18 protein-coding genes are annotated in these 15,976 nt (G+C 41.9%); 9 read left to right on the top strand and 9 right to left on the bottom strand.

Annotated features, from left to right (window positions below):
• Positions 1 to 205: 205 nt before the first annotated feature.
• From VB836_RS24625 to VB836_RS24610, 4 genes are all read left to right on the top strand, one after another.
• Positions 206 to 1,444 (top strand): RNA-guided endonuclease InsQ/TnpB family protein, encoded by a 1,239-nt coding sequence (locus VB836_RS24625; protein ID WP_323223425.1) that lies wholly within the window; start codon positions 206 to 208, stop codon positions 1,442 to 1,444.
• Between the two features lie 71 nt (positions 1,445 to 1,515).
• Entirely contained in the window at positions 1,516 to 2,265 is a 750-nt protein-coding gene (locus VB836_RS24620) for a response regulator transcription factor (RefSeq protein ID WP_323223423.1), read from the top strand.
• A 188-nt stretch (positions 2,266 to 2,453) separates the two neighbouring features.
• The gene (locus VB836_RS24615) at positions 2,454 to 2,873 is read left to right on the top strand and encodes a DUF2294 domain-containing protein (protein ID WP_323223421.1); all 420 of its coding nucleotides are present in this window, start codon (positions 2,454 to 2,456) and stop codon (positions 2,871 to 2,873) included.
• Positions 2,874 to 2,923: 50 nt separating this feature from the next.
• On the top strand, positions 2,924 to 3,328 hold the full coding sequence (locus VB836_RS24610; protein ID WP_323223419.1) for a DUF2294 domain-containing protein: 405 nt from the start codon (positions 2,924 to 2,926) through the stop codon (positions 3,326 to 3,328).
• On the opposite strand, the gene VB836_RS24605 is transcribed toward VB836_RS24610, so the two are convergent.
• Positions 3,252 to 3,728 (bottom strand): response regulator, encoded by a 477-nt coding sequence (locus tag VB836_RS24605; protein ID WP_323223417.1) that lies wholly within the window; start codon positions 3,726 to 3,728, stop codon positions 3,252 to 3,254. The two genes, VB836_RS24610 and VB836_RS24605, sit on opposite strands and share 77 nt — an antisense overlap.
• Positions 3,729 to 4,272: 544 nt before the next feature.
• A complete protein-coding gene (locus tag VB836_RS24600) occupies positions 4,273 to 4,455 on the bottom strand; it encodes a CsbD family protein (RefSeq protein WP_323223415.1) in 183 nt (60 codons plus the stop codon).
• A gap of 267 nt (positions 4,456 to 4,722) precedes the next feature.
• On the opposite strand from VB836_RS24600, the gene VB836_RS24595 reads away from it, so the two are divergent.
• From VB836_RS24595 to VB836_RS24580, 4 genes are all read left to right on the top strand, one after another.
• Positions 4,723 to 5,115, top strand: a complete 393-nt coding sequence (locus tag VB836_RS24595) for a CsbD family protein (protein WP_323223413.1) — start codon at positions 4,723 to 4,725, stop codon at positions 5,113 to 5,115.
• 115 nt (positions 5,116 to 5,230) lie between these two features.
• Positions 5,231 to 6,040, top strand: a complete 810-nt coding sequence (locus tag VB836_RS24590) for a glucose 1-dehydrogenase (RefSeq protein WP_323223411.1) — start codon at positions 5,231 to 5,233, stop codon at positions 6,038 to 6,040.
• Between the two features lie 343 nt (positions 6,041 to 6,383).
• Positions 6,384 to 6,602 (top strand): hypothetical protein, encoded by a 219-nt coding sequence (locus tag VB836_RS24585; protein ID WP_046278055.1) that lies wholly within the window; start codon positions 6,384 to 6,386, stop codon positions 6,600 to 6,602.
• A gap of 211 nt (positions 6,603 to 6,813) precedes the next feature.
• Positions 6,814 to 7,686 carry a hypothetical protein gene (locus tag VB836_RS24580; protein ID WP_323223409.1) on the top strand — a complete coding sequence of 291 codons (873 nt, stop codon included), beginning with the start codon at positions 6,814 to 6,816 and terminating at the stop codon, positions 7,684 to 7,686.
• A 98-nt stretch (positions 7,687 to 7,784) separates the two neighbouring features.
• On the opposite strand, the gene VB836_RS24575 is transcribed toward VB836_RS24580, so the two are convergent.
• The 5 genes from VB836_RS24575 to VB836_RS24555 form a co-directional block, all read right to left on the bottom strand.
• A complete protein-coding gene (locus VB836_RS24575) occupies positions 7,785 to 8,561 on the bottom strand; it encodes a cysteine hydrolase family protein (RefSeq protein ID WP_046278053.1) in 777 nt (258 codons plus the stop codon).
• Positions 8,562 to 8,624: 63 nt separating this feature from the next.
• Positions 8,625 to 9,761, bottom strand: a complete 1,137-nt coding sequence (locus VB836_RS24570) for an RNA-guided endonuclease InsQ/TnpB family protein (RefSeq protein WP_407659751.1) — start codon at positions 9,759 to 9,761, stop codon at positions 8,625 to 8,627.
• 128 nt (positions 9,762 to 9,889) lie between these two features.
• On the bottom strand, positions 9,890 to 11,656 hold the full coding sequence (locus tag VB836_RS24565; RefSeq protein WP_323223407.1) for a vanadium-dependent haloperoxidase: 1,767 nt from the start codon (positions 11,654 to 11,656) through the stop codon (positions 9,890 to 9,892).
• Positions 11,657 to 11,729: 73 nt separating this feature from the next.
• Entirely contained in the window at positions 11,730 to 12,167 is a 438-nt protein-coding gene (locus VB836_RS24560) for a secondary thiamine-phosphate synthase enzyme YjbQ (RefSeq protein ID WP_323223405.1), read from the bottom strand.
• Between the two features lie 130 nt (positions 12,168 to 12,297).
• Positions 12,298 to 12,714 carry an AbrB family transcriptional regulator gene (locus VB836_RS24555; protein ID WP_046278050.1) on the bottom strand — a complete coding sequence of 139 codons (417 nt, stop codon included), beginning with the start codon at positions 12,712 to 12,714 and terminating at the stop codon, positions 12,298 to 12,300.
• Between the two features lie 391 nt (positions 12,715 to 13,105).
• On the opposite strand from VB836_RS24555, the gene VB836_RS24550 reads away from it, so the two are divergent.
• A complete protein-coding gene (locus tag VB836_RS24550; RefSeq protein WP_323223404.1) occupies positions 13,106 to 13,522 on the top strand; it encodes a hypothetical protein in 417 nt (138 codons plus the stop codon).
• Positions 13,523 to 13,527: 5 nt separating this feature from the next.
• On the opposite strand, the gene VB836_RS24545 is transcribed toward VB836_RS24550, so the two are convergent.
• Together VB836_RS24545 and VB836_RS24540 are read right to left on the bottom strand one after the other, a co-directional pair.
• Positions 13,528 to 14,451, bottom strand: a complete 924-nt coding sequence (locus VB836_RS24545; RefSeq protein WP_323223402.1) for a M28 family peptidase — start codon at positions 14,449 to 14,451, stop codon at positions 13,528 to 13,530.
• Positions 14,452 to 14,519: 68 nt separating this feature from the next.
• Positions 14,520 to 15,944: a protein adenylyltransferase SelO gene (locus VB836_RS24540; RefSeq protein ID WP_323223400.1), complete on the bottom strand. Its 1,425-nt coding sequence runs from the start codon at positions 15,942 to 15,944 to the stop codon at positions 14,520 to 14,522.
• Between the last annotated feature and the right edge of the window lie 32 nt (positions 15,945 to 15,976).

The following is a 15,976-nucleotide window of genomic DNA, read 5'->3' as shown; positions in this document are numbered from 1 at the left end:
AGTAAGGTTTTTTAGGTTAATCTGATGAGGATATATTGAAACCGCTAATATTTCCTCTATCGCAATGGAGCAATCTTGTCTGCGACCATAATCTTTGATTTTGTTGTATGGGGAATTGCGACCAAACAAAAAACAGATAATTTTCTTGGTACGCAAAAGTCTAGCTGCGTTGCATACTCAGTTAGAAATCTGTTATCATACTCAAATGCTAACACTAACCTACGAATTCAAGTTAATCCCTTCTCAAGAACAGATTGCCGTCATTGAAGATATGTTGGCGGTTTGTAGAAAGGTGTGGAATTACGCACTACGAGAGAGAAAAGACTGGATAAATAGTAGGAAGTGTGCAGTTAATTCTTGTTCATTGCAACAAGAGTACATAGTCTCTGCGGATGCACCTTACCCTAACTACAAGGTACAAGCCGCTAATCTAACCAAAGCGAAGAAAACCAATCCTGAACTTAAGAAAACCAATGCTCAAGTTTTGCAGCAAGTTCTCAAGACTTTAGAAAGAGCATTTAACAGCATGAAAGAACAGGGTTATGGATCTCCTCGCTTTAAAAACAAGTGCAGAATGCGGTCATTTGTATTCCCTCAGTTTAAAAGTAATCCCATCTCTAACGAATGGATAAGACTGCCTCAAATTGGATTAGTTCGGATGAGATTATCTCGCCCGATGACCGAGGGATTTAAGCTGAAACAGGTGAGAGTTGTTAGACGAGCCAGTGGGTATTTTGCAATGTTGTCTTTGCAAAGTTCTGTTAGTATTCCAGATACTCCGGCTTCCGGGCATCCGCTAGGAATTGATGTTGGACTCGATAAGTTCTTGGCAACCTCTGATGGTGAGTTGATCGAACGTCCAAGATTTTTAACACGGCTACACGGCGAGTTAAGATTACTGCAACGTAGATTAAAGTTAAAGAAGTTGGGTTCGGCTAATCGACATAAACTTAATCAAAAGATAGCAAGGCTTCATCAAAAAATATCAGATGCCCGAAAAGACTTTCACTTTAAACTAGCTCATCATTTATGCGACCAAGCCGGAATGGTATTTGTTGAAGACCTAGACTTTAGAGCCTGGGCAAAAGGAATGTTAGGCAAACATACTTTAGATGCAGGGTTTGGGCAATTCTTCAATATACTCGCTTGGGTGTGCTGGAAACGAGGGGTTTATTTCGGCAAGGTTGATCACAGATATACCAGTCAAATTTGTCCTCATTGTGGAGCGCATACGGGAAAGAAAGACCTGTCTGAACGTACCCACAAATGCCCCGAATGCCAGTATGAAATAAACCGTGATGTGGCGGCGGCAAAAGTGATTTGTAATCGAGGTATTGCTGCGGTCGGGCAGATCGTGGTTCCAGAAATTGACTGTCTAGGCGTACTGTCGGGGGCTAGAAATAGTCTAGATAAGTGCCGTTCAAGCAGTAAACCTAAACTGTGAAGTTTAGGAATTCCTCACTATAATCTCTGATTTAGTGAAGGAGGATGTCAACCATTGTCGGTAATTTAAGAATGAATAAAATACGTGTTGTTCTTGTTGAAGATCATAACTTGAGTCGTGTGGGTTTAGTCGCTGCCCTCAAGCAAGTCAATGATATTGAAGTCGTTGGTGATGCGGAGAATGGCCGCAAAGGTTTAGAGATGTTGCGATCGCTTTCCCCGGATGTGGCAATTGTTGATATTGGCTTACCCGATATTGATGGGATAGAGTTGACGCAACAGTTAAGAAAAATTCAAGCCAGTTCTGAATCAACTGTTAAAACTAAAGTTCTGATTCTCACCATGCACGAGGAAGAAAACTCGGTTTTAGCGGCTTTTGCAGCAGGTGCGGATTCTTACAGTTTGAAAGATTCGAGTTTAGATGTACTGGTACAGGCGATTCGATCAACCTACGAGGGTAATGCTTGGATTGATCCAACGATTGCGAGGATTGTTCTCAAACAAGCTCGAACGGTAGAACCGATTTCTGCTGCGGTTGTTGATGAATTCAACAGGGGGAAAGAGGTAACTAAGCACACGGTTGAGATTGATTCGGCTCAAGATGATGTTCAACGGCTTCTTGATACCTATCCTCTGACTGAGCGAGAACTGGAAGTTTTAGAACTGATTGTGGCTGGATGTAGCAATGCTGAAATTTCTGAAAAGCTTTATGTGACGGTTGGAACGGTGAAAACTCATGTTCGCAGTATTTTGAATAAGTTATGTGTCGAAGATCGCACTCAAGCTGCGGTACGGGCTTTGCGTTCGGGGTTAGTCAGTTAGCAGTTTGCAGATATCAGTGGTTAAAAATCCATCCTAAGAATCATGTGAGTTTTATTGTCTAATTGTAGACTGATCTTTAGTTGTGATTGATAGCGATCGCTATCGAGTTTGCACTGCTGTTCAATAACTCATAAGAATCACTCGACTGACTTATGTACAGCAGTCTAATAAAATTAAGAGGCAAGTTGATGAATAATCTGACTCGAGGACAACTGGAACGGAATCTTTCTCAGCGTATTCAAGCGTTTTATCGTCAAGAACTAGGACATCAACCGACTAAGGTGACTTGTCAGCTTTTTGACTGTAAAATCGCGATTATTGTTGAAAATTCGATTACCCCCGCAGAACAGCTTTTATCAGATGCGGGACAAGAAGAGTTAGCGGAGGAGGTTCGAGCGGGATTAAAAGATGCCACTCAACCGAAATTAAAAGCTTTGATCGAAGAAATCTTAGCAGTGGATGTGATTGATATCTTGAGTGAAGCGAAGTTAGAAACGGGTCGGATGGGTATTATTGCCGTATTAACTCAATCTCCCCAAGTTCGCAATTGTGAATCGATTCCTAAGCCTAAACTCCATTCGGGGAATAATCAATCTCAGGTTTCTTGACAGTCATGAACAATCACAGGTTCCCTTGAAAATCTTGGATTTGAGGAATAATGGAGGCAAGTAATTTAGCATTATCAGAGCAGCTTCTTTGTGAGGGGATTCAAAAGATCTATACTCAACAGTTAGAACAGCAACTCATCGAGATTAGTTGTTATATTTTTGATCGCATTTTAGTTCTTATTTTAGAGGGAGTGATTACTCCCCCTGAACATTTCTTGAATCGAAATAATGATGTCCGATTGGTGAGCCGAGTTCGAGGCGAATTGGATCGCATCATTCAGCCCAAAATTAAGGATTTGATTGAGAAGACGATCAATGTAACGGTGACTGACTTCCTTTGTGATACAGCGATTGATACTGATCGTACTGGAGCAATTGTTATTTTTGAATTTCCGTCTCGCACTGCTTCTTTAAAAACCTCGGACGATGGGACGCACAATCGGAAGGCTTTGTAAGATGGCGACAGATTAGATCTTCGAGATCGCTCAACAGATAAGGTTTACTGAGGTAGTCATCAAAACCGCTCGCGAGTAAGTGTTCTCGATCTTTTCCGAAAGCCAAGCCCGTTACAGCAATTGTAGTTGTTTGGTCAAGTCGGCGATCGGCTCGAATGTGACTCAGAAGTTGTAAGCCGTCAATATCCGGTAAGATAATGTCAAGTAAAATGAGCTGAGGTTGGTAATGTTCTAAAAGGGACAAAGCTTCTTGAGAGCTACTCGCACTCAGATAAGGATAACCCAAATTTTCAAGGACGCAACCAATTAGAAGTAAATTGTCGTGATTATCATCGACGGCTAAAACATAGGGTTTTTTAACCAATTGGTGAGCTAAACTCGTTAAAGCTTTCGTAGTCATACTCAGTATCGTCCATAACAAGGGAAAACGAAGCATCTCCCCAAGTGGCTAAAAGGCACTTATTTCGGACAGGTTCGTGACGCTTGCCCCAGGTCAGCATCCGACTGCTGGCAGAATGCTCAGGAGAAGATTGCATAAGCTAGTACAAGCTAGCTGTATTATACAGGATCTTTTCAAAGATTTAAATATTATTTTAGGATTGTACACAAACTGTTAGGAAGCTTAAATCAATGACACAGAAACGGGTGAGTTGAACGTCAAAATGTGATCAATCTGACCAGCTTGAGAAGATTAAATAAGTATCTATACTTATCCATTTTTGCAAAGAATGAACTCAAGAACTTGGGTTGTTTTTAAAGTGATTGAAAGAGGAGTGGTTTATGTCTTTTCTGAAACTCAATTCAATCTGTATAATTTAAGAGAGTTAAATTTTCATCAGAAAAAAGGATCTAAAATGAATTAGATCCTTTCTGTCTTATGCAAAATCAATTGTTAAATCAGTCAACCGTTCCCCGTCGTTTTACGCCGGAGCCTGCGGTGACGGTTAGTCAATTTTCTTTTTGACTTCATCTTTCATGTTTTCAACAGTCTGTTGAAGTTGAGCCTCAGTTTGCTTGGCTTTTCCTTCGGCTTTGTCTTGGGGATTTCCGGTAAACTCTCCCATCGCTTCTTGAGCTTTTCCTTCTAAATTTTTAGCGGTTGCTGCCACTCTATCTTCTAAACTCATTGTTAAACACTCCTAATTTAATCTTCAGTTAAACCGTTTTTTATCTAACTCAAAGAATATCAAAAGTTTTGAAAAAAATCACTCTATCTAAAGAGAGATTAAAAGGATTTAAATTGACCAAAAATGTCCACCAACCTCCAATTTAGTTATCTCTAAAGAGTGAGGTCAATTGACCTCAAACCCGTTTATTCTGAAAGTGAAACGTTGGAACAAATATTCAACGATAAATACTGAAGCTGTTGTGAAATCAACAGAGGAGATTAAACTATGAGATTTGCTCGTAAATTGCTTTTAAAATTTGGTGTTTTTGTATCATTAGCTGTATTTTGTTCAGGTTTACTAACCGCTTCATTTTTACCGGCTCAAGCCCTGAGTCTGAATACTTCTTCTATCTTAGCAACTAATTCTTCAATGGTAGACAATGTATTGGGAGAAGGTACAGCAAATAAAGTGGAAGGTAAAGCACGCCAAGCCGTCGGAGCAGCAGAAAAAAATATGAAAGAAGCTCAAGCCAAAACTGAAGGTTCACTCAAACAAACTCAAGGAAAAGCACAAGAAAATGTCGGCGACATCCAACGTCAAAGCAGCGAAGCCCACAATGATCTTGAAAGAACTTCTGATAATGTAGTTGATGCGGTTAAAGATTTCTTCGGACAGTAAAACTGAGAAAGAATAGGTTTGAGTCATAACTTTTGATGCGCTGATTTTTCCCAGGTTAAACCCTGGGATTTTCGTTAAATATTCAAGAATAAATATTAGGAGGATTAAAATCATAATGAAAGGGTTGAAAGGGAAAAATGTGTTAATCACTGGAGCTACTTCTGGAATAGGTCAGGCGATCGCTGTTCGCTTTGCAACAGAAGGGGCAAATGTAGCGATTAATTATCGGGGAAATCCTGAAAAAGTTAAAGATACAGAAGAAATGATTGATCAAGTTTGCAATCAAATTCGAGACTGTGGGGGTAAAGATATACCCGTCGAAGGTGATGTTTCTAACGAGCAAGATATTATCAGAATGTGTGGTGAAGTTGTCGAAAAATTGGGTAGTTTAGATATCTTAGTGAATAATGCGGGAATGCAAATCGCAGAACCTTCTGATCAAGTAAAAACAGAGGATTTTGATCAAGTGATTTCGGTGAATCTCCGAGGTGCTTTTTTGTGTTCTCGGGAAGCGATTAAACAGTTTTTAAAACAGAATAATGGCGGTGTAATTATTAATGTTTCTAGTGTGCATGAGATTATTCCTCGACCTCAATATGTGAGTTATTCTATTAGTAAAGGGGGTATGGTAAACCTGACTAAAACGCTGGCTTTAGAATATGCAAGACATGGAATTCGGGTTAATGCTATTGCACCGGGCGCAACGGCAACACCGATAAATTCTTGGTCAGAAGATGAGAAAAAAAGACAAGAAATTGAACAGCATATTCCGATGGGACGAGTCGGAACGTCTGAAGAAATGGCTGCAATTACAGCTTTTTTGGCTTCTGATGATGCGTCTTATATTACGGGTCAAACTCTTTATATTGATGGCGGACTAACGCTGTATCCAAAGTTTATGGAACCTTGGTCAGCCGGAGAATAAATGATTCAAAAATTTATGTTAATTTTATCGCCGGGTTTCTTGAAGAAATCTGGCTTATTTTTTGTGGGTTTTAATTTGACATCAGAAAAACCACCAAGACACAGAGACACTAAGAGATAAAATCTTCGTGAATTTGTGTTTTTTTGTCAATCTCCTCATAAAAATTTCCAATATCTGCCTTGATACTGCTATCAATGAGGATATTTTATTGAATCTCTTTCTTCAGAAATCTCTCAGGGGAAAGAAGAAATTTATCTCAGGTCTTATTTAAAATAAGGATGAGGTTAAGTTGTTGATTTTTTGATGATTCCTCAATGGAGGTTAATCAAGGATGTGAGAGGCTATGGAATACTTAAATCAGTCTGTTTTAAAGTTTTTTATTTGGATAGTAGCTGAGATTATCCTCAATTTTATCGGTCTTGATGACTTGGCTGATTACGGGGAGTTTGTTTTTGAAAGAAAGGTTCATATTCCTGAAACATTAATTGTTGAAATATCTATCAAAAATCACGTTGATTTTTGGAATCATTCAAATCACCGCATTCCCAGTTTTCGGATTTAAAATTAATTATTTTGTTAAAACTAAAGTCCAGCAATGGTAATTTGACTATTTTACAATTCCTTTAAATTTATCTAAATTATCTTTACAGAAGGGTAGTTCATGTAAAACTTGGAGAGTTTCACTAAACATACAGAACGTTATAGGCTAAGATGCACAACAGTAGGCTTCATCTCGACTACTCAAGATTTTGTTAGAGTTAGGAGATTATTTTATGACTACTTTTAAACCGTTGTGCATCGCATTAACGGGAATATTGGCAGTGTCTATCCCTTTTCAAAAAGCACAAGCCGCTACTTTGTTTAGTGGTGTGGGTGACAATGCAGCAACCGCTTTTGCAGCGATGAAAGCCGCTATTGGTGGGTTGGATAATACCACCGCTATCGGCCCGCAAATCGGCGGATTTCGCACGGTCAACTGGGATGGTGTATTATTAGATGGAACCGATTTTGGTGGCAATACTCAGGTGATCGTTCCTGATCAAGTGGTCGGTATTCCTGAAGATCGTTTTCTGTCTCGCGGTGCCTTGTATGATGATGTTTATATCGTCAGTGGCGATGGTTTAGAAAGCGTTAATTCGGGAGTTGCGGGTCAGTTTCCGGCTTTTAGTCCAAATAATATTTTCGTTCATTTTGGCGAAGACGACAACGAAATTGATCAAAGTTTCACTCTCGCCGGAACTACTACCCCTGCTGCTACTCGGGGTTTTGGGGCGATTTTTCTTGATGTTGAACTTCCCAATACCAGTAGTATTGAGTTTTTTAACGGTTCAGTCAGTTTAGGGAAATATTTTGTGGAACCGGGCGGAAGTGGTCTACCGTCTTTTTTAGGGGTTTTATTTGATGAACCTGTGATCACTGAGGTTGAACTTATTTTAGGCAACAATACCATTTTTGATGTCGATCTTGACAGTAACACAATTACATCCGGCCCGGCTGATGACCCCGAAAATGGCATAGACTTAGTAGCAACTGATGATTTTATTTATGCTGAACCGGAAGTCGCCCAAGAAATTCCTGAACCTTCAGCGTTAGTTGCTTTATTCTTAGTGGGTTTATTCCCTAAATTCTGTTGGAAAAAGCAATAATTAAAACAGCAATAATTATAACGGTTTTCAGTCCGGTCAAGTATAACTGTAAGCCCTAAAAAACCCGGTTTCTCAAAAGTTACCGGGTTTTTATAGATTTAAAGTTGGGCGATCGCTTGCGAAATCCCTTCGGAGTCGCAAATAAAACCAAAACATTGGTTAACATTATAAAGCGTCGCTTGCCAACAATATTCAGGTGATGTGGTTGCAGTGCCATCTTTAACTAAAATACAGTCATAGCCCAAAAAGTTGGCATCTTGCAACGTCGCCATCACACATTGATCGGCATTTACCCCGGCAAAAAATAACGTAGTTTTGCCTAAATTTCGTAAAATACTATCAAGCGGCGTATCCCAAAAGCCACTCATGCGGTATTTATCAACTCGAATATCTTCCGGTTTTTGTTCGAGTTCATCAACAACAGCCGCCGCCCAACTTCCGGCTTGTAAAACGGGTGAATTATTTTTGGGTAACGGATCACCTAAACCCACCCCTTCGCCTGTAGGATTATAAACATGAAGCGTTGCTGGACTAATATTCAGTAAATCAGGCCGATTTCCCCAGTTGATCCAAATAACGGGAACATTTGCCGATCGCAACACGGGTAAAAGCTTTTGTAAAGGTTCGATGGGTTGACGGGCGGGTGTGACATCTACCCCTATATGGGCTAACCAACCATCAGGATGACAGAAATCATTCTGCATATCAATGACTAAAATAGCAGCTTTGGCTAAGTCTAGTCGCAGGGTTTTCGTTTCCGTAGCGAGGGTAATAGGTTGAGGTTCAACAACTGGACGAGTCAGATCCGCGATCGCATCCGTCACGCCCCAAGCATTGGGAGGCACACCTAAAGTTCGTAGAGAAGGGGAATTCATTGCCCTAAGTTTACTGAGATTTGGACTGCTTTATAAAACTGATATAACGCGGTACAAACCGTGTTAATGTTTACTTCCTGCTTCACCCCGGACTGTCGGCAGCACCCGGTCAGACAGGCTTTTTACCGAGAAGCCCTCGGCATAATGTAATAAATTTAGGCTGGCATTCAAATCACGGTCAATGCTTACACCGCAATTATTACAGTTAAAAACTCGTTCTTTCAGTGCTATTTCTTGAACGTGACCGCAATTAGAACAGGTCTTAGTTGACGGATAGAATCTATCAGCAAACACTACTCTTGAACCGTACCACTCAGACTTATACTCGACTTGGCGACGAATTTCAGAAAGAGCAGAATCAGCAATAGCACCCGCTAACTTGTGATTTTTTAACATCCCAGAAACATTCAAGTCTTCTAACCCGATAACTGCGTGGTTTTTGCATAGCCATGAGGTTAGTTTGTGAATTGTATCTTTGCGAATGTTTGCCACTCTTTGATGTGCTTTTGCTAGTTTTAGTCTAGCTTTATTCCTGTTGTTAGAACCCTTTTGTTTTCTAGAGAGTTCGCGCTGAAGTCTGGCTAGATTTTTTTGCGCTTTTTTGTGGGCTGCTGGATTGGCAAAAACAGTACCATCTGAACAGGTCGCCAATGCCTTAACTCCAACATCAACACCCAGATAAACTCTTGATTTAACAGTCGGTTCTGGCTCAAACTCATAGCCTACAGAGATATACCAAGAATCGGCGACTCGACTAATTGTAACTCGTTTAGTCTGGATTCTGGGAAGGGGTTCGTAAGTGTTAACCCATCCAATAAAAGGAAGTTTTAACCTCCTTCCTGAAAACTTCATTACCTTACCGCAATTATCTAAAGTAAAGCTATCATTTTTACCTTTTTTCTTGAATTTAGGATGTTCAGCAACGCCTTGAAAAAAGCGACTGAAAGCTTCCCCTAAGTGCATGAAGGCAAATTGATAAACTCTAGAACTTAGGGTTGTAGCCTGCGAGTATTGAGGTTTAATGTAATTGGTGTAGAATTTTTTGAGCTTGTTCGTTGAAGGTTTTAGTCCTTCTTTATAAGCCTCGTTCCACATCGCTAAGGCCCAATTCCAGACCCATCTAGAATATCCCGCGTGTTTAGCCATTAAGGTCTTTTGACGGTTATTAAGTTTGAGTTGGGTCTTGAAGGCTCGTTGCATAGATGTATTCTGTTATCTTACACATAGTACCGTGTTGTACCATAAATTGTCAACTAAGTTACTGCTCTATTTTAGAGGATTATTGCCCTGCTCAATGATAACTGTAAACTGAAAATACGGCTTACTGGTTACTCTTGACTGTCAATAAACCCGCTCCTACCTCCTCCATTAATGAAGGTTTGGGCTTTATTCCAGACTGTTTCCCCAACTTTTCGTCCGAGTATTCGTCCGTTTAAGTCGCCATCGCGAAAATGAATCCCACCATACAACCGAGAAATTCCCGCTTGATCGGCGGCGGCGGAAAAAGTCGGCCAGGAGAGTGTTATTTCTTGAGTGGGGGTAATACCGGGTTCAAAGCGGGAACTTCCAACGGGGGCGGTATAGGAAGCCCCAAAGTGATCACTTTTAGTATACCGTTTTAACACTTCGGCGGCGGCGGCGCTGTAGCTGCTGTGTCCCGAGACATATTCGGGAAAAGGGGGAGTCGGATCATTCAGGCGTTGGTAGGGGTGCCACTGGCTACCGTCAATGGTTTGTGTGCCTTTACCGGGGCCTGCCCAAGCTTGAATTTGTTGACCGTTAAACAGGCTACGAATAGCCGATACAGGGCGAATATAATCATAGAACCGTTTGGAGTCCCAAGCCGCAATTCCCGCATCAAAAAGGGCGTTGGCAAGCATAAAAAATAGTTTGACATCTTCATCGAGACTATGGTTATCGCGTTGGGAAATATACTGCCCAATAGCCATCCATTTACCGGGAGGAAAAGAGGTTCCGGGGCCGTCTTCCCAATATTCGGCGATTATTTTGTGTTCATCGGTGAGGTTGGCGTTGTAGTCTAAGATTTCCTGGACTCGTTGACGGTATAGCGGTGTTGCCAAGTCAGGCGGGGCGGGGGGTCGAAATTGGGAACCGGAGGTTAAACCGAAGGGGATAACAGTCCCCCAGTGAGGCGTTAGGAAGGCTTGTAGGCGGCCTTTGGGGTCGTTGAGGGGAACTCGTAGGGGTTGCCAACGGTTGAGGTCGCTTAGACTCTCCGAAGGGTTAACGGGTTGATAATTCGTTGTGTCTGCGTAGCTGTTTAATTGGTTTGATCCGTCCTTGTGGCAAAAGCGAAGCACAGCAGTGCTGGCAGCTTGTCCAATTCCTCTGGGGGTTTGGGGGCTGGCGATCGCAGTTGTCGGGCTGTAGCCGAGTTGCTGCATCAGATCATCAAAGACTTGCTGTTGAGTCGGGAATAAGTCGATCAGGGTGCTGTAGGCAGCATAACTGATGGCTTCACTTTTATTAGAGAGGGTGTTTTCCTTGGGGGGACGCTGTAGCTGATCTGCGAGTTGGGTACCGATGGCTACGGGATCATAACTCGCCCAAGCATCAAACATGGCGGTATGCACGACTGAATAGGCGCGAGAAGACACCGTAGGGCCTGGAGAAGTGTTGCGGACGGCTTGCTGGGTGGCTTCATTCCAGAGAATCACCGTTTGAGTGGTGCGATCGCGGCTTGCTGATTTTTCTGGATCAATTAAGGGTGTGAGTCCTCTAACAATTTTTTCAGAATTGAGAGAATGAATAGAATCTATCTTGGGGTGATTGTGGCGAGCAATGCGCTCGTTCAATGGGGGTATTACGAGCTGTTCTGTAATTTTACTCCATTGGAGGTGAGGATCAAGTCCTGAGTATAGTTTACGGAGTTGTATGGCTTTGGTAATCTCTGGAGATCGACGTTGCTCTTGTTGTTTCGCTTCAAACAAATGGGGGTGACAGTCGGCAAACTGATCTTTGAGTCGGCAATGATCGAGTTGGCGGTTTAATACTGTATTTTCTACTACTTCTATAGCATCCGAATGTTGGTTCAGATAGAAACTCACATCAAACAGGTTTAGGAGTTCCAGCATAAAAATCTAGCCATGAGTCAGATCTCTAGACTAATCATTTACCTATTTTTTAAATTTTGTCAAGTCTTTTGCTTTATTCTCCCATGATTTGTAGGGATACGCTGCGTGTTCGTGGCCCGTCTAACTCCAAAAATAACACGGACTGCCAAGTTCCTAAACCGAGTTTTCCTTCTACCACTGGAATGACTTCGCTGGTACTTAGCATCATCGCCATTAAATGGGAGTGAGCGTTGATCGGTTCATCGGGGGGAACGTCTCTTAAGTGTAGATCGTTATGCAGGTATTTGGCATCAGCAGGGGCTAAGGTTTTCAGGTGGACTTTGATATCCTCTAATAACCGTTCTTCATCCTCATTAATCACTAAGGCTGTTGTGGTGTGTCGGGAGAAAATCAGGACTTGGCCGTTGCTAATCCCACTCGACTCTAGACGGCTTACAATCTCCGGTGTAATGTTGTAAATGCTTATCCCGGCTTGGGTTTCAACGGAGATCAACTGATGAATGATCACCATGCTTTGCTTCTCAAGATTAATCTCGAATGATATATAAATTAACCCCGTAGCCCATACCTCATAACTTATGAGGCACTTGGGCTACAGATTTAACTGTTTTCGTCAATCACATAGAAATGAATCAGCGAATTTATTCTTCTTCGTCTTCGTCTAACTCTTGACCGGATTTCGCATCAACCTGAATGAGGTGAATATGCTTATGACCTAAGCGAATTTCAAATTGATCACCCGGTCTTAAGCCCATTGCTTGGGTGTAGTTAGCACCAATAACCAGAGATCCATTTTTATGTACGCAAGCCCGATAACTGGCTTCTCTACCTCGACCATCTGTTCGACCGGGATCTAAGGAAATTCCCTTCGCGGCTAACAGCGCGTCGTAAAATTCCGTCATATTCGCCCGCATTTGCTCATCTTTTGTGGTGGTGTAATAGCCACAAAGTTTAGCAGTCTCTCGTCTTGGCATATTACCAAGCGACTTAACTTTCTGAAGTAAAGCTTTTCCCGTCAGTGGAGCTATTGATGCTTTCTCTGTTGCTGATTTTGCCATTAGTCTACTCCGAACTTAGTTAAACAATCCTAACACGTAATTTCGTTGTTTTTTACATGATATAACCAGAAGCGCATTTTTGTGTCAGATATTTCTGCAATTTCTGATATCTTAACGCCTCAACTCTCCCGAAAATCTCCTCAAACTCTGTGATCTGTTCTTACTGTTAAAAGTTTACAGCCATTTTGAACCCCAAAACGGGATAGGCTGAAGTTGTAACATCTCTTTTACATAGAAAGATTGAGTAAAGCGTAACAGAAGTTCTTTTCTTACTGTTACATCTGTGTTGTTACTCTCAAAAACTTGACTAAAAAATCAAAAAATGATAGACTCTTAGAGAGTTAGGGGTCAAAACTGAAATTGATCAGATAGGGCTTGCCGGAGAATTTCCATGAAACTAACGAAAATAGATTTAAGTCAGATTGTGGCGGTTGGTCACAATAATGGTCAATTGGGACTACTGATTGATCGCGGAGATAAAATCGAGTATATCGAAGTTCCAGCTCCCGTTGCGGCTTATGATGGACTGCAACAAGTGTCTAATTTTGCCAACCCTAGAGCCATTTCTGGACGTGATCAATACCTGACAACTGTGAGGAACTTTCAACCTTTAGATAGATGCGAAGAAAACCGTTTTTTATTCTATAAAGAAGAATCCGAAAATGCTGAACCCTTGATTGAATTAGAATGTTGTGATCAAGACGGCTATGAGTATTACCCCGTTGATCTTGAAAGTGAGGAATACTCAAGCGAAACCAACACTTGCGATCAGTTACTAAATTTTCGAGTCCCCGGTTACTCATACTAGATAGACTAAGAGACTAACTCCTCAATTACCCGTTCTAACCCGGCCACCACTCGCGCCAAACAGTCATAGTTTACCTGTTCGGGTGTATCATTCCAGGCGTGATAATAGGGATAGCGAAACATGGCGGTATCTGTCACCATCACGGCTGGATATCCTTGCTCCCAAAATGACCAATGATCGGAATAGCTCACTCCGGTAATCATACCCGGAACGGCTGCACCTTCACAGGGAAATTGAGTGTGACGGCGAAAGGATTCCACCATTTGACGCACGAGAGAAGTGGATTTCAAATGGGTGACGAAGGCGACATAATTCCCCGTCGAAGGATAAAAATTCCCCAACGGAAAGGGAAAGCGCTGACTTCCGAGTTCGTTAGAATAATATCCCATTGTCTCTAGACTCAACATCCCGACAATATTATCCTGACGCTGTTTACAATAACGGGCATAAACTAAACTTCCCATACCCTCTGTCATGGCAAATGGGGGTTCTTCGTTGACAAATTCAACAAACCTTAAGGTTCGTCGGGGTGTTTTCTTGGCAAATAATCGCGCTAATGCTAAAACCGCCGCCGCGCCGGAACCGTTATCATTGGCGCCTGGACATCCGGCTACTGAGTCATAATGACCCCCAATGACGATAATTTCATCGGGGCGATCGCTTCCTTTGATTTCTACGGCGAGATTTTCAAAGGTTTGATCGTTGACTTCGTAGGCTTGACGTTGAACGTGATAACCGCAATCTAAAAACTCTGTTTCTAAAAAATCGGCTGAGGCTCTCAAATTATCATAGTTGAGATAGTTGCGTTCGCCGATCTCTTTTGCCAAAATTTTGATATCGCGTTCAAGTGCCATTTGTAACTCGAATTCATGGGTCGTTAACGCAGGCAAAGGCCCATGATAACTTTCACCCGGCATGGAGGGGATCATAAAGGTTTAAGTTGTTTCTTCGCTGAATTTAAGCAGAGGGGCAATTTTGGGAGATTATTTTGATCATATCATTCTGTTTTAATTCGTTTCAACAGACTATAAAAAGGTTCCCAATTGTCCTCTACAAAAATCGGTTCCCAAACGGCTTCTATTTGAGGACGTAGCGGGACAACAGTCGGATTATATCGTTTTAATCGGGCTTTCATTTCATCGAGTTGTTGCGGGGAGAGGGTTTGCAGATAATGATGATAAAGCTGTTGCCAACTTTCCAGGTAGAGTTTCCGCCATCCTTCAAATTTAGGTAATCCTTCTGTTTTACAAATTTGACTAAAATTATCTTGCCAGTCGGCGCAAAATTCTTGAGTCAGCAGACTAAAAAAGTCGTGATAACCCAAGTCATTGTTTTTGAGTAAATTAATCGTTAGCTTTAATAATTCCTCGGCTTCCGCTAGGGGTAATTGTCCAAAGCCAAGTTTATTGATCATCAGTTGGCGATAAGTTTCTCGAAATTGGTGATCAAATAAATCAAGTCCTGACTCTAATGCTTCTGCATCAATAACCATTTTCAACGGTTGTTGCAGCCGTTCTAAATTTCCCTTACAAACCCAGGGTTGATTGGCATAACAATATAACCCACTCGAGTCAAAATAAGCAGCCGTAAATCGAGGGTTGTAAGTCGGTATAAACGCATAGGGGCCGTAGTCAAAACTTTCTCCAGTAATGGACATATTATCTGTATTCAAGACCCCATGACAAAATCCAGCAGCCATCCATTGGGCGACTAATGTAGCGACTCGTTTGACTAATTCACCATAAAATAAAGCATAGCGATCGCTCTCGGTTTTGAAATGAGGATAATAATATTCAATCACATGATCTAATAATTTTGTGATTAAATCGGCACGACCAAAATAATGTAATCGTTCAAAGGTGCCAAAGCGAATATGAGACCTACTAAAACGTACCATAGCCGCCGAACGAGTCGGAGAAGGTTCATCACTGCGATAGAGTTTTTCGCCCGTTTCAACTAAACTTAAAGTACGAGAAGTTCGCACCCCCATTCGGTGTAAGGCTTCGGCGGCGATCACTTCCCGGACACCGCCTTTGAGAGTGAGGCGACCATCGGCGTTGCGAGAATAGGGGGTTTGACCCGTTCCTTTGGTGCCAAAGTCGTAGAGTTCACCATCGATGCCGCGAACTTGTCCATAGAGAAAGCCGCGACCATCGCCGAGTTGCGGGTTATATTCTCCAAATTGATAGCCGTGATAACACATCGCTAAAGCCGGACGTACACTTTCAAATTTGCCAAAGGCTTCGATAAAGTGATCGTCCGTTACCGTTTGGGGGTCAAGGCCTAACTGGGTGAGGATTTGATCATTGCGGAAGCGCAGGATATGGAGGGGAAATTCTGCGGCGACCACTTCATCGTAGTAATCACGGCCTAACGCTTCAAATGCAGGTTCGTATTCAAGGAAGAGGAAGGGATTCGCCATGAGAAACTCATACTGCTGATTTCAATCTTTAT

The organism is Limnoraphis robusta BA-68 BA1 (assembly GCF_034932365.1).
In the GTDB taxonomy this organism is placed as follows: Bacteria; Cyanobacteriota; Cyanobacteriia; order Cyanobacteriales; family Microcoleaceae; genus Capilliphycus; species Capilliphycus robustus.
The sequence above is the reverse complement of the archived record's forward strand: the minus strand, read 5'-3'. Positions and strand labels throughout refer to the sequence as shown.

What these genes read in the sequence shown, in the direction of transcription:
- VB836_RS24595 (WP_323223413.1), top strand. Translation starts at nt 4,723, where the DNA reads ATGAGATTTGCTCGTAAATTGCTTTTAAAATTTGGTGTTTTTGTATCA.
- VB836_RS24600 (WP_323223415.1), bottom strand. Translation starts at nt 4,455, where the DNA reads ATGAGTTTAGAAGATAGAGTGGCAGCAACCGCTAAAAATTTAGAAGGA.
- VB836_RS24545 (WP_323223402.1), bottom strand. Translation starts at nt 14,451, where the DNA reads ATGATCCCCTCCATGCCGGGTGAAAGTTATCATGGGCCTTTGCCTGCG.
- VB836_RS24590 (WP_323223411.1), top strand. Translation starts at nt 5,231, where the DNA reads ATGAAAGGGTTGAAAGGGAAAAATGTGTTAATCACTGGAGCTACTTCT.
- VB836_RS24555 (WP_046278050.1), bottom strand. Translation starts at nt 12,714, where the DNA reads ATGGCAAAATCAGCAACAGAGAAAGCATCAATAGCTCCACTGACGGGA.
- VB836_RS24585 (WP_046278055.1), top strand. Translation starts at nt 6,384, where the DNA reads ATGGAATACTTAAATCAGTCTGTTTTAAAGTTTTTTATTTGGATAGTA.
- VB836_RS24610 (WP_323223419.1), top strand. Translation starts at nt 2,924, where the DNA reads ATGGAGGCAAGTAATTTAGCATTATCAGAGCAGCTTCTTTGTGAGGGG.
- VB836_RS24615 (WP_323223421.1), top strand. Translation starts at nt 2,454, where the DNA reads ATGAATAATCTGACTCGAGGACAACTGGAACGGAATCTTTCTCAGCGT.
- VB836_RS24565 (WP_323223407.1), bottom strand. Translation starts at nt 11,656, where the DNA reads ATGCTGGAACTCCTAAACCTGTTTGATGTGAGTTTCTATCTGAACCAA.
- VB836_RS24560 (WP_323223405.1), bottom strand. Translation starts at nt 12,167, where the DNA reads ATGGTGATCATTCATCAGTTGATCTCCGTTGAAACCCAAGCCGGGATA.
- VB836_RS24580 (WP_323223409.1), top strand. Translation starts at nt 6,814, where the DNA reads ATGACTACTTTTAAACCGTTGTGCATCGCATTAACGGGAATATTGGCA.
- VB836_RS24550 (WP_323223404.1), top strand. Translation starts at nt 13,106, where the DNA reads ATGAAACTAACGAAAATAGATTTAAGTCAGATTGTGGCGGTTGGTCAC.
- VB836_RS24605 (WP_323223417.1), bottom strand. Translation starts at nt 3,728, where the DNA reads ATGACTACGAAAGCTTTAACGAGTTTAGCTCACCAATTGGTTAAAAAA.
- VB836_RS24540 (WP_323223400.1), bottom strand. Translation starts at nt 15,944, where the DNA reads ATGGCGAATCCCTTCCTCTTCCTTGAATACGAACCTGCATTTGAAGCG.
- VB836_RS24570 (WP_407659751.1), bottom strand. Translation starts at nt 9,761, where the DNA reads ATGCAACGAGCCTTCAAGACCCAACTCAAACTTAATAACCGTCAAAAG.
- VB836_RS24575 (WP_046278053.1), bottom strand. Translation starts at nt 8,561, where the DNA reads ATGAATTCCCCTTCTCTACGAACTTTAGGTGTGCCTCCCAATGCTTGG.
- VB836_RS24625 (WP_323223425.1), top strand. Translation starts at nt 206, where the DNA reads ATGCTAACACTAACCTACGAATTCAAGTTAATCCCTTCTCAAGAACAG.
- VB836_RS24620 (WP_323223423.1), top strand. Translation starts at nt 1,516, where the DNA reads ATGAATAAAATACGTGTTGTTCTTGTTGAAGATCATAACTTGAGTCGT.